Source organism: Streptomyces sp. NPDC042336 (genome assembly GCF_055581985.1).
In genome coordinates this window covers 592,660-605,195 of record NZ_JBVJEA010000001.1, presented here as the reverse complement: position 1 = coordinate 605,195, position 12,536 = coordinate 592,660, and the positions used below count along the sequence as shown (strand labels likewise).

Genomic DNA, 12,536 nt, shown 5'->3' with positions numbered 1-12,536 from the left:
GTCGGTGGACACGGTGGACGCTGTCACGGTGCGCTCCCTGGCATGGTGCGGACCCCGCCAGTGTGCACCACGCCGCCGACAGTGCGGTGGCGCCGGCCGCGTGGTGTCAGGCCGTGGCCGGCCCCGGGTGCGCGGTCCGGGCGGCGCCCGGGGTGGTCTCCGGTGCCGGGGCCGCCGCCGCCCCGGCCGGCCGGGTGCGCACCCGGTCGTTGCGCCCGCCGCCGCGCACCAGCAGCACGCTGAGCGCGGCCAGGAAGCCGACGACGGTCAGACCGACCAGGCCGCCCTTGGTCGAGCCGGTCGTGTCCTCGATGATGCCGAAGGCGGTGGGGGCGACGAACCCGCCGAGGTTGCCGATGGAGTTGATCAGCGCGATGCCGGGGGCGGCGGCGCGGGCGTCGAGGTAGCTCTGCGGGATGGTCCAGAAGACCGGGGAGGCCGGTTTGAAGCCCATCGCGGCCAGGCACAGCGCCCCGAGCCCGATCCAGGGCGAGACGAACACGGCCAGCAGGGTGCCGCAGCCGCCGAGCAGCAGCAGGACCACCAGCACGGGCCGGCGCCTGCCGATGCGGTCGGAGACACGGCCGCTGACGAACAGCGCGGCCAGCGCGCACAGCCACGGTACGGCGGTCAGCAGTCCCACCTGGAAGTCGCTCACCCCGCCGATGTCGTCCACGATCGACGGCAGCCAGAAGGTCACCGCGTACAGGGCCACGTTGATGGCGAAGTAGATCCAGAGGAAGAGCAGCATCTGGGGGTCGGCGAGCAGCTTCCAGCGGGAGACCTCGGCCGCCTTCCCGCCGCGCCGCGCGTCCCGTTCCTCCTGCTCGGCGTCGATGGCCGCGACGAGGCCGGTCTTCTCCTCGTCGGTCAGCCAGGTCGCCTGCTCGACGCCCGAGTCGAGGAAGCGGTAGACGACGAAGCCGAGGACGACGGAGAAGACGCCCTCGATGAAGAACATCCACTGCCAGCCCGCGTGTCCCCAGATCCCGTGCATCTCCATCAGCGCTCCCGAGACGGGGCCCACGATGACGGTGGCGGTGCCGGAACCCATCAGGAAGACCGAGGTGGCCCGGCCCCGGTGGGAGTCGGGGAGCCAGCGGCTGAAGTAGTAGATGACGGCCGGGAAGAAGCCCGCCTCGGCGACGCCGAGCAGGAAACGCAGGGCGTAGAACATCTCCACGCTGTTGACGAAGGCCATCGCGGTGGCGACGACACCCCAGCTGATCATGATGCGAGTGAGCCAGACCTTGGGCCCGAACCGCTCCATCAACACGTTGGAGGGGACCTCGAAGATGGCGTACGCGATGAAGAAGACACCGGCGCCGAGTCCGAACGCGGCGCCCGACAGGCCGACGTCGGCGCGGAGTTCGTCCTGGGCGAAGCCCAGGTTGACGCGGTCCATGTAGTTCGCCACGAACATGACGAAGAAGAGGGGGACCACGCGTCGGAAGATCTTGCGGACGGCGGACTGTACGGCGGGGGAATGCACCTCGGGACTTGCTGCGGACACGAGCGGCTCCGGTCGTGGCAGGGGAAGGGGGAGGGGGCGGTTCACCAACGGGGGACGGACGGAGTGACCCACCCCGGGTCGGCGACCCGCATCGCCGCCGCGTCGTCGCGGTCGCGGAGCGTGCCGTCGTCGTCGAGCCAGCGCCGGTGGAGGAACGCCAGGCGCTCACGGTCGAGTTCGACGCCGAGGCCGGGGGCGTCGGTGACGGCGACCTTGCCGCCGTCGAAGGTGAGCCGTCGCGTCAGCACGTCCTCGGACTGCCAGGGGTAGTGGGAGTCGCAGGCGTGGTGCAGGTTCGGCACGGTGGCCGCCACGTGGGTCATGGCGGCGAGGCTGATGCCCAGGTGGGTGTTGGAGTGCATGGAGACGCCGACGCCGAAGGTGCGGCAGACGGCGGCCAGTTGCTGCGTGTTGCGCAGTCCGCCCCAGTAGTGGTGGTCGGAGAGCACGACCTGTACGGCGCCCTTGGTGAACGCCTCCTGGATCTCGGCGAACGTCGTCACGCACATGTTGGTCGCGAGCGGCACCCCGGCCCTCGCGGCGACCTCGGCCATCGCCGGGGTGCCGAGCGCGGGGTCCTCCAGGTACTCCAGGACGTCCCCCAGCTCCGCCGCGACCTTGAGCGAGGTCTCCACGGACCAGGCGCCGTTGGGGTCCAGGCGCAGCGGGTGTCCGGGGAACGCCTCGGCGAGCGCCTTGACGGCGGCGATCTCCTCTTCGGGCGGGAAGACGCCGCCCTTGAGCTTGAAGGAGGTGAAGCCGTACCGCTCGGTGAAGCGGCGGGCCTGCTCGACCACGCCGGCCGGGTCGAGGGCGGCGCCCCAGTCGTCCTTCTCCGCGGCCACGCCCTCGGGGTGACCGGCCCACTTGTAGAAGAGGTAGGCGCTGTACTCCACGGCGTCGCGGACCTTGCCGCCGAGCAAGGCGTGCACGGGCAGGCCGAGCGCCTTGCCGAGGGCGTCGAGGCAGGCGACCTCGAAGCCGGAGAGGACGGACAGGCGCAGCTTGTCGGCGGTCTGGACGCCGCGCAGCCCGCCGACGTCCACCTGCCCGGAGACCCGGGAGGAGTCGACGGCGACCTCGTCGGCGAGGGTGAACAGGCCGTTGAGGTCCGAGACCTGACGGCCGACCAGCTTGTCGGCGAACGGGCGGGCCAGTTCCAGGTACTTGTGGTCGCCGTAGGTCTCGCCGACGCCGGTGACGCCGTCGGCGGTCTCCACCTCGACGATCAGACGGGGGGTGTACGGCTGGTGCACGCCCTGGGTGTTGAGCAGGGGCGGGTCGGCGACCAGGATCGGCGTCAGGTGGACGGCCGTGATGGTCAGGTCGCGGGTCACAGGGCGGCTCCTACGAGGTCGAGTCCGGTGGTGAGCAGGGTCTTGAGTTCGGCGAGGTCGGCGGGCGACGGGTCGGTGAGGGGGGCGCGGACGGGGCCGACGGGGCAGCCGCGCAGCCGGGCCGCCGCCTTCACCAGGGACACCGCGTATCCGGGGACGCGGTCGCGCAGTTCGACGAGCGGGACGTAGAAGCCGCGCAGCAGCTTGTCGACCGTGCCGGTGTCGCCGCCGTGCAGGGCCGCGAGGAAGGCGTTCGCGATCTCGGGGGCGAAGGCGTGCACGGCGGAGGAGTAGGCGGGGACGCCGACGGCGGCGTAGGCGCGGGCCTGGACCTCGGCGGTGGCGGCGCCGTTGAAGAAGAGGAAGTCCTCGGGGGCGGCGAGGACCGTGCGCTGGAGGCGGTCGAGGTCGCTGTGCCCGTCCTTGAGGCCGATCACACCGGGGACCCGGGCGAGGCGGCGGACGGACTCGGCGGTGTAGGCGACCTGGCCGCGCTGGTAGACGATGAGCGGGAGCCGGGTGCCGGCGGCGATCCGCTCCACCTGGGCGACGAGGCCGTCCTGCGGGGCGGCGGTGAGGTAATGCGGCATGACGAGGAGGGCATCGGCCCCGGCCTCCTCGGCGATGCGGGCGAACCGCAGGGCCTGCGCCCAGCCGTAGCCGGTCCCGGCGACGACCGGCACCCGGCCCGCGCTCTCCTCGACGGTGATGGTGACGACCTGGCGGTACTCGTCCTCGTCGAGGGAGAAGAACTCGCCGGTACCGCAGGCGGGGAAGACGGCGCCGGGGGCGGTGGCGAGCCGTTCGGCGACGTAGGCGCGGTGTCCGCCGGGGTCGAGCGAACCGTCGTCGCGGAAGCTGGTCAGCGGGAAGGACAGCACGCTCCGGGCCATTCCCTCGCGCAGCCGTCGGACCACGGCCGCCCGGGGGCCGGCGCCCGTGTCGGGGTCCCCGCTCGTGCCCACACTTGTCATCTCGACCGTCTCCTGTCTCCGTATGTAGATGTCGTCCACGTATGAAGATGGAGATTAGAGAGGTGACCCTGGAGCGTCAATGGGTCGGCGGCGTCCGATTACGATCGGCGGCATGTCGGAGACAGGTGGCGCGGCGGGCGGCGCGACAGGCGGCGTCCGCGAGGTGAAGTCCGCGGCGCGCACGGTGGAACTGCTGGAGGTACTGGCCGCCCGCGGGGACCGCCCGGCCCGGCTCCAGGAGCTGGCGGACGGGCTGGGCGTGCCGCGCAGCTCGATGTACGCGCTGCTCCAGACCCTGATCTCGCGCGGCTGGGTCCGCACCGACGTCACCGGCTCGCTCTACGGCATCGGCATCCACGCCCTGCTCACCGGCACCAGTTACCTGGACTCCGACCCCCGGGTGCGGGCGGTGCGGCCGTATCTCGACGAGGCGTCCGAGGCGCTGGGCGAGACCATCCACCTGGGGCGGCTGGACGGGCACGACGTGGCGTACCTGGCGACCCGGGAGTCGCACGAATACCTGCGCACGATCAGCCGCGTGGGCCGCCGGCTGCCCGCCCACGTGGGCGCGCTGGGCAAGGCGCTGCTGGCCGAGCGGCCGGACACCGAGCTGCCCGAGGGGCCGTACGAGGCCTTCACCCCGAACACGCACACCGGCAGGGAGGCCCTGGCGGCCGACCTCGCCCGGACCAGGGAGCGCGGCTACTCCGTCGACCGCGAGGAGGGCGTGCCCGGCATCGTCGGCTTCGGCTTCGCGCTGCGCTACGAGGTCCCGGCGCTGGACGCGATCAGCTGCTCGGTGCCGGTGGCCCGGCTGACGCCGGATCACGAGGCGCGGATCGTCGCGGTGATGCGGGAGATCAGGGCCAAACTGGAGGCGACAGTTCCGGCCGGGAGCGGCTCGGTCCACTGGCGTTAGCGCTCGCTGCTACCCGGCTTCGGGACCCCCAAACACCTATGTGATCCAGATCACAGCCACTCGCCTGTTTCGCGGCTCCCCGCGCTTGATACAAATTGCCCGCGCGCCCCTCTCGGTCGACGGTCGTCGCTCCCTCCCCTCCCACCGTCCTTTCGCATGCCCTGGGAACGCCCGTGTTCGCCCCCCGCACCACCCCCTGGCCCCTCGTCGCCCTTTTCACGGCCGGGTATCTGCCTCCCTATCTGCTGCCCACCACCGTCGGCAGACTCGACACCGGCCTCGCGCTGTCCACCACGCAGGCGGGCGCCGTCGGCAGCGCGCTGCTGCTGAGTTCGGCGACCGCGGGCTTCCTGCTGGCCTCCCGGGTGCAGCGGGTCGGCGCCCGCACGCTGGCCCGGGCCGGTCTCGCGCTGGCCGTCCTCGGCTACGGCGCCGCCGCGCTCACCACCGTCGTCCCGGCCGTCGTCCTCGGCGCGGTCGTGGGCGGTTTCGGATCGGGGACGGCCACGACGGTCGCCGCGACCCGGATCGCGGCCGAGCACGATCCGCACCGGGCCTCCACACTGGGCCTGCTGAGTGTGTCGGCGCTGGCCGGCGCGGTGTACCTGACGGTGCCCCACCTGGGCCGGGCGCACGGTCTGCCGCTGGCCGCGATCGCCCTGACCGCGCTGGCGGTGTGGCCGCTGACCGCCGGTCTGCCGGGCGGCACGGCCGCCGCCCCGGCCGCGCCCGGCACCGACACCACCGCCCCGCTCCCCCACCGCCGTTCGGGGCTGGTCCTCGCCGTCACGGTGCTGTGCTGGTCCCTGGCCCAGAACTCCCTGTGGGGGGTCAGCGGCCGGATCGGGCTGACGCAGGCCGGTCTGGGCGACGCCACCCTGGGGATCGTCTTCGCCGTCGCGCTGGGCGCGGGGCTGGTCGGGATCCTGGTGGCCGGCGCGCTCGGGCCGCGGCTCGGGCGGGCGATGCCCGTCGGCGCCGGCACGGTGCTCATCGCGGGCTGCATCGCGGTCAGCGCTTCGGCGACGACCCCGGCGACCTTCGCGGCCGGGGAGATCGCCTGGAACACCTGCTACCCGGTCGTGCTGTCGTACCTGATCGGCCTCGCCGCCTCGCTCGACCCGCGCGGCCGGTGGGCGGTGCTCGTCGGCTCGGCGTCCTCGCTGGGCACGGCGGCCGGGCCGCTGGCCGGCAGTGTCCTGTCGGCGCAGGCCGGTTTCGCGGGCATGGGGATGGTTCTGGCCGCCGGCCTGCTGCTGGTCGCCGCGCCGATGACCGCCGTCGCGCTGCACACCGCGGGCCGTCCGCTGCTGCCCGGCGCGATCCGCCGCCGCGGCGGCACCCCGGCCGCGCTGGTCGCCGCCGCCACGGGTACGCCGAGCGGTGCCGTGCCCGAGGTCGGTGCCGTGGAGCAGCCGGTCGTGGAGATCGACGTGCAGGCCCCGGCGATGGCCGTCCAGGGCGCCTACGACACGGCGGGACCCCGGCAGGCGGCGGCCACACCGGGGCCCGGGACGGGCTGAGCCCGGCGCGGGGACGCTACGCGGCCGGGAACTCGTACGCCTCGACCTCCGCGAGGTAGCGCGCCCGCAGTTCCTCCTCGTCCTCCAGGAAGGAGGCGAGGAAGGAGTTGCGGGCCAGCTCCCGCAGCCGCTCCCCGGTCAGGCCGAGGGCCTCGCGCACGGCGTCGAAGTTGTCGCCCGCGTAGCCGCCGAAGTAGGCCGGGTCGTCGGAGTTGACCGTGCACATCAGCCCGGCGTCGAGCATCGCGGGCAGCGGATGGCCGGCGAGCGTGTCGACCGTGCGCAGCCGGACGTTGGACAGCGGGCACAGGGTGAGCGGGACGCGCTCGCGCACCAGCCGCTCGACCAGCGCCGGGTCCTCCACCGAGCGCAGCCCGTGGTCGATCCGCTCGACGCCGAGGACGTCGAGGGCCTCGACGACGTACGCGGGCGGCCCCTCCTCGCCCGCGTGCGCGACCCGGCGCAGCCCGAGGGCCGCGGCGGCCTCGTACACCTCGCGGAACTTGACCGGCGGGTGGCCGACCTCGGCGGAGTCCAAGCCGACGCCGGTGATGCGGTCGAGGTAGGGCCCCGCGGCGTCCAGCGTCTCCATCGCCGACTCGGCGGACTCGTCGCGCAGGAAGCAGAGGATCAGCCGGGTGGAGACGCCGTGGTTCTCCCGGCTGCTGCCGAGCGCCCGCCACAGCCCCTCCACGACCGTGCCCATCTCCACGCCCCGGGCGAGGTGGGCCTGCGGGTCGAAGAAGATCTCGGCGTGCCGGACGCCCTGGGCGGCGGCGCGGGCGAGGTAGGCGTTGGCGAGGTCCTCGAAGTCGCGCTCGGTGCGCAGGACGGCCATCAGTTCGTAGTACAGGTTCAGGAAGGACTGGAGGTCCTCGAATCGGTACGCCTCGCGCAGCGCGTCCTCGTCCGCGTACGGCAGGGACACGCCGTTGCGGGCGGCCAGCGCGAAGGCCAGCTCGGGTTCCAGGGTGCCTTCGATGTGGAGGTGCAGTTCAGCTTTGGGCAGGGGCATCAGAGCATCGTACGGCGCTTTCACCGACGTTTCGGAACCGGTACGCGGGTGAGGTCGCGGGCCACGGTCAGCTCGCCCTGGTAACCGGCCGCGCGCGCCTGGCGCTCGAACTCCTCGGGATCGGAGTAGCGCTGGCTGAAGTGGGTGAGGACCAGGTGCCGTACACCCGCGTCCCGGGCCACCCGCGCGGCCTGGCCGGCGGTGAGGTGGCCGTGGTCGGTGGCGAGGGTCTCGTCCTCGTCGAGGAAGGTGGACTCGATCACCAGCAGGTCCGAGCCCTCGGCGAGCGCGTGCACGCCCTCGCAGAGCCGGGTGTCCATGACGAACGCGAACCGCTGACCCCGCCGGACCTCGCTGACCTCGTCGAGCGCGACGCCGTCCAGCGAGCCGTCACGCTGGATGCGGCCCACGTCGGGGCCCTTGATCCCGTGCGCGGCCAGGCGGTCGGGCAGCATGCGGCGGCCGTCGGGCTCGGTGAGCCGGTAGCCGTACGACTCGACGGGGTGCGACAGCTTGCGGGCGTCCAGGGTGTAGGCGGGCGTGACCGCGAGGGCGCCGTCCGTGTCGACCGGGGCCTCGGTGAGGGCGACGGTCTCGCGGTAGGCGGTGGCGTACCGCAGGCGCTCGAAGAACCGCTGCCCGGAGCGCGGGTAGTGGGCGGTGATCTCGTGCGGGACCCGGTCCAGGTTGATGCGCTGGATCACCCCGGCGAGGCCGAGGCTGTGGTCGCCGTGGAAGTGCGTGACGCAGATCCGGTTCAGGTCGTGGGCGGCGACCCCGGCGCGCAGCATCTGTCGCTGGGTGCCCTCGCCGGGGTCGAACAGGATGCCCTCGCCGTCCCAGCGCAGCAGGTAGCCGTTGTGGTTGCGGTGCCGGGTCGGGACCTGGCTGGCGGTGCCGAGGACGACGAGTTCACGTACCGACATCGTGCGGTTCCGGTCCGGCTATCCGGGGGGCCATTCGAGGCCGCGTCCGCCGAGCACGTGGGCGTGCGCGTGCCAGACGGTCTGTCCGGCGCCGCTGCCGGTGTTGAAGACGGTGCGGTAGCTGTCCAGCTTCTCGTCGTCGGCGACGGCCTGGGTCTCGCGCAGGACGTCGGCGGCGAGCTGCGGGGCTTCGGCCGCCAGGGCGGCGGCGTCCTTGTGGTGGGCCCTGGGGATCACCAGGACGTGGGTGGGGGCCTGGGGATTGATGTCCCGGAAGGCGACGGTGGTCTCGGTCTCGCGGACGATCGTCGCGGGGATCTGCCCTGCGACGATCTTGCAGAACAGACAGTCGTCCTGTGGCTCGCCCGTCATTGGCTCTCCTCACACCGGTGATCTTTCGGGAGCATCGTATCCGCCGCCGCCCGGCCTGCGGGCAATCGTGCCTCCCCCGGTGCCTGAACGGCCCGGGAGGCACCCGGCAGGCGCGGGCAAGCGCCCCCCACCCGCCGTCAGGGCAGCGCCGGCGGCGTCTTCGCCGGGGTTTCCTCCAGTGCGGCCAGCGCCAGCGCGATCGCCTCGTCCAGCTGGGGGTCGCGGCCGGCCACGTGATCCTGCGGACGCTGCGGCACCTCCACGTCCGGATCGACGCCGTGGTTCTCCACGCCCCAGCCGTACCCCTCCAGCCAGAACGCGTACTTCGGCTGCGTGATCAGCGTGCCGTCGACCAGCCGGTAGCGGCTGTCGATGCCGATGACGCCGCCCCAGGTGCGGACGCCGACGACCGGACCGATCCCCAGCGCCTTGATCGCGGCGTTGACGATGTCGCCGTCCGAGCCGGAGAACTCGTTGGCCACGGCGACGACCGGCCCGCGGGGCGCGTCCTGCGGATAGCTGGTCGGCCGCATGCCGCGCGGCAGGTCCCAGCCGACGATGCGCCGGGCCAGCTTCTCCACCACCAGCTGGGAGGTGTGCCCGCCGCGGTTCTCCCGGACGTCGACGACCAGGCCCTCCCTGGCCACCTCGACCCTCAGGTCGCGGTGGATCTGGGCCCAGCCGGGCGCCTGCATGTCCGGGACGTGCAGGTAGCCGAGCCGCCCGCCGGACTTCTCGTGGACGTAGGCGCGCCGGTCGGCGACCCAGGCGTGGTAGCGCAGCGGCTCCTCGTCGGCGAGCGGGACGACGACGGCGTGCCGCACCTCTCCGCCGCCGGACGGGGAGACGGTCAGCTCGACCGGCTTGCCGGCCGTGCCGACGAGCAGCGGTCCGGGTCCGGTGACCGGGTCGACCGCCTGCCCGGCGACCGCGACGATCGCGTCCCCGGCGCGCACCGCGACCCCGGGCGCGGCGAGCGGGGAGCGGGCGTCGGGGTCGGAGGTCTCCGAGGGCAGGACGCGGTCGATGCGCCAGGTGCCGTCCTCGTGACGGGACAGGTCGGCACCGAGCAGGCCCTGGCGGGCGCCGGAGCCGTGGCCGCCGCGGGGGGTGACGTAGGCGTGCGAGGTGCCCAGTTCGCCGTGCACCTCCCACAGGAGGTCGACCAGGTCGTCGTGGGTGGCGACGCGGTCGAGGACGGGCCGGTAGCGGTCCAGGACGCCGTCCCAGTCGACGCCGTTCATGTCGGCCCGCCAGAAGTGGTCCCGCATGATACGGCCGGTCTCGTCGAACATCTGCCGCCACTCCGCGGCCGGTTCGACTCTCTGCCGGACCCGGCCCAGGTCGACGGTGATGTTGGTGTCGCTGTCCTCGTCGCCGGAGGCCCGCCGGTCGCTGGGCACGACCTTGAGCCGGCCGTCGGTCCACAGCAGCACCCGCTTGCCGTCGCCGCTGACCTCGAAGTGGTCGGCGTCGCCCGCGAGGTGCTCCACCCGCTGCTGGGCCAGGTCGTACCGCTCCAGCTCGGTGTTGGGGTCGGGGTCCTCCGGGGTGGCGCGGGAGGCGCCGAGGACACCGGTGAGCGGGTGGCGCAGCCACAGGACGCCGTCCTTGGCGGCGCGCAGCCGGGAGTAGCGGGCGGCCTCGACCGGGAAGGGCACGATGCGGTCGGCGAGGCCCTCGATGTCGATCCGGGTGGTGGGGGTGCCCTCGCTGTCGGGGGTCTCCTCGCGGTCCGGGGTCTCGAAGGGGCGGCCGTGGCGCTGCGGCCCGAAGGGCGAGGGGGTGGTCGCGGCGAGCGTGATCAGGTAGGGCCGGGCGCCCTCGACGAAGGCCAGGTCGAAGACGTGCTCGTCGTAGACCGGGTCGAAGGAGCGGGTGGAGAGGAAGGCGAGGTGCTTGCCGTCCAGGGTGAAGGCCGGCGAGTAGTCCTTGAAGCGCAGCGGGGTCGCCTCGCTCACCGACAGGTCGGTGGTGTTGGCGAGCTTGAGCTGGCGCAGCGGCTCCGGGCCCGGGTGCGACCAGGCGAGCCAGGCGGAGTCGGGGGAGAAGACCAGGCCGGAGGCGTCGCCGTCCTCGCTGCGGTCGACCTCGCGGACCTCGCCGCTCTCGCGCTCGACGAGCAGGACCCGTCCGTCGTGCGAGGCGACGGCGACGCGGCTGCCGTCGGGGGCCACGGCGAGGTTCAGCACCCGGCCGAGCTGTCCGGCGGCCAGGCGCCGTGCGGTGGCGCCGGGGGCGAGCCCCGTGGCGGGCGCGAACTCCAGGGCGTCGTCGCCCTCGGCGTCCGTCACCCACACCACCCACTCCTCGCCCTCGGCGCGGAAGGTGCGCGGCAGCCGGTTGCGCACACCTGGGGCGGCCGCGAGCGCGCGGGCCGGTCCGGAGCGGTGGGTGACCCAGTGCACGCCGCCGCGTACGGCGACGGCACTGCCGCGCGCGGTGTGGTCGGGCGACGCGGAGCCGAACCAGCGGGCGGCGTTGACCGGGTACGGCTGGAGGTCGACCCGGGCACCGCCGAGCCGGATGTCCAGGCGGCGCGGCTCGGCGCCGTCGAGGTCGTCCAGGGTCCACAGCTCACCGGCGGACGAGTAGACGACGCGGGTGCCGTCGGTCGCGGCGTGGCGGGCGTAGAAGCCGTCGACGGGCGTGTGCCGGCGCAGGTCGGAGCCGTCGGCGAGGGAGGAGTAGAGGGCGCCGGTGCCCTCGTGGTCGGAGAGGAAGGCGATCCGGTCGCCGACCCAGAAGGGGTACTCGATGTTGCCGTCGAGGCCGTCGTGCAGCCGGACGAACTCGCCGTCGTCCTCCCGGTCGATCCACAGCTTGCCCGCGGTGCCGCCCCGGTAGCGCTTCCACCAGGCGGCCTCGCGGCCCATTGGCGCGGACAGCAGCACGGTGTGCGGGCCCTGGGCGACGTCGCCGACGGGCCCGTACGGCAGGGTGGCCGCCGGGCCGCCGTCGAGCGGGACGGCGCGGGCCCAGCTGCGGCGCAGGCTGGCCTGGCCGTAGGTGCTGAGGGCGAGGACGCGGCCGTCGGCGGTCCAGCCGCGTACCTGGGTCCTGATGCTGCCCCAGTGGGTGAGGCGCTTGGCGGGGCCGCCGTCGACGGGCGCGACGTGCACCTCGGGGGCACCGTCCCGGGTGGAGGTCCAGGCGACCTTGGTGCCGTCGGGCGAGATGCGCGGGTGGTTCACCGGCACGTTGTCGGCGCTGACCCGCCAGGCCCGGCCGCCGTCGAGCGGGGCGAGCCACACGTCGTCCTCGGCGGTGAAGGCGACCAACTCGCCGTGCGGGTGCGGAAAGCGGAGGTAGGCAGGCGCTGCGGGCTGAGTCACCCCCATACCCTATGCAGGGGCGCCGCCCGCCGACAGAGGTTTGGATCACTTCCCGGCCGCCGGCCACCGGGCGCCGTGACCGGCCCGCGGTGGGCTACTTGCCCTCCACCGGCCGGCAGTGCGGGTCGTCCGGGCACCAGATGGTCCGGGTGACGGTCACGGTGGGCCCGGGCCCGTTGGGGGAGGGCCGGTTCGCGGGCGGGGCGCTCGTGGCGTCGCAGTCGCCCAGCCCCTTGACCCGGAACCACTCCTTGCCGTCCACCTTCGCGGTCAGGTTCCCGCGCACGCAGGCGCCGTTGACGACCCGGGTCACCTCGCCGTCGACGGTGATGTCCTGGCCGGCGTCCGTCCTGCCCTCGCAGTGGACGGAGGCGACGGTGTTCTCGGTCGCCGAGGCGGTGCCGTCCTTGTCGCCGAAGGAGGCGGTGCAGGTGAGCCAGCGCACCTCCGCCTTCTGCCGCTCCAGTTCACGGGTCACGGTCTGGTCGGTCGTGTAGGCCACCGACGCGGAGCTGAGTCCGCCCGGTTCGCACGCGACGAGACCGCCGACGGCGACGGCCGAGCCGACGACCACCGCAGCCGTGCGCCAAATCCGTCTCAAAGCCCCCATGGAGGGCAGCCT

General features: G+C 73.6%; 10 protein-coding genes. 2 read left to right on the top strand and 8 right to left on the bottom strand.

Features of this window, described 5'->3' with window-relative positions:
- Positions 1-106 precede the first annotated feature (106 nt).
- From ACZ6IM_RS02825 to ACZ6IM_RS02815, 3 genes are all read right to left on the bottom strand, one after another.
- The gene (locus ACZ6IM_RS02825; protein ID WP_469554245.1) at positions 107-1,492 is read right to left on the bottom strand and encodes an MFS transporter; all 1,386 of its coding nucleotides are present in this window, start codon (positions 1,490-1,492) and stop codon (positions 107-109) included.
- A 62-nt stretch (positions 1,493-1,554) separates the two neighbouring features.
- A complete protein-coding gene (locus tag ACZ6IM_RS02820; protein WP_052838220.1) occupies positions 1,555-2,850 on the bottom strand; it encodes a glucarate dehydratase family protein in 1,296 nt (431 codons plus the stop codon).
- Complete coding sequence (locus ACZ6IM_RS02815; protein ID WP_052838219.1) at positions 2,847-3,824, bottom strand: 5-dehydro-4-deoxyglucarate dehydratase; 978 nt, start codon at positions 3,822-3,824, stop codon at positions 2,847-2,849. Before ACZ6IM_RS02815 ends, ACZ6IM_RS02820 begins: the two co-directional genes overlap by 4 nt.
- A gap of 112 nt (positions 3,825-3,936) precedes the next feature.
- Between ACZ6IM_RS02815 and ACZ6IM_RS02810 the strand changes: the two genes are divergently transcribed.
- Positions 3,937-4,743: an IclR family transcriptional regulator gene (locus ACZ6IM_RS02810; RefSeq protein ID WP_052838299.1), complete on the top strand. Its 807-nt coding sequence runs from the start codon at positions 3,937-3,939 to the stop codon at positions 4,741-4,743.
- Between the two features lie 173 nt (positions 4,744-4,916).
- Entirely contained in the window at positions 4,917-6,266 is a 1,350-nt protein-coding gene (locus ACZ6IM_RS02805; RefSeq protein WP_052838218.1) for an MFS transporter, read from the top strand.
- 16 nt (positions 6,267-6,282) lie between these two features.
- Here ACZ6IM_RS02805 and ACZ6IM_RS02800 read toward each other — a convergent pair whose 3' ends face one another.
- The 5 genes from ACZ6IM_RS02800 to ACZ6IM_RS02780 form a co-directional block, all read right to left on the bottom strand.
- The gene (locus ACZ6IM_RS02800) at positions 6,283-7,281 is read right to left on the bottom strand and encodes an adenosine deaminase (protein ID WP_052838217.1); all 999 of its coding nucleotides are present in this window, start codon (positions 7,279-7,281) and stop codon (positions 6,283-6,285) included.
- A 20-nt stretch (positions 7,282-7,301) separates the two neighbouring features.
- Positions 7,302-8,207: a ribonuclease Z gene (locus ACZ6IM_RS02795; protein WP_052838216.1), complete on the bottom strand. Its 906-nt coding sequence runs from the start codon at positions 8,205-8,207 to the stop codon at positions 7,302-7,304.
- Between the two features lie 18 nt (positions 8,208-8,225).
- Positions 8,226-8,579 (bottom strand): histidine triad nucleotide-binding protein, encoded by a 354-nt coding sequence (locus ACZ6IM_RS02790; RefSeq protein WP_052838215.1) that lies wholly within the window; start codon positions 8,577-8,579, stop codon positions 8,226-8,228.
- A 137-nt stretch (positions 8,580-8,716) separates the two neighbouring features.
- Positions 8,717-11,920, bottom strand: coding sequence for a S41 family peptidase (locus tag ACZ6IM_RS02785; protein ID WP_052838214.1), 3,204 nt, complete (start codon positions 11,918-11,920; stop codon positions 8,717-8,719).
- An 88-nt stretch (positions 11,921-12,008) separates the two neighbouring features.
- Entirely contained in the window at positions 12,009-12,524 is a 516-nt protein-coding gene (locus ACZ6IM_RS02780; protein ID WP_052838213.1) for a hypothetical protein, read from the bottom strand.
- Positions 12,525-12,536 lie beyond the last annotated feature (12 nt).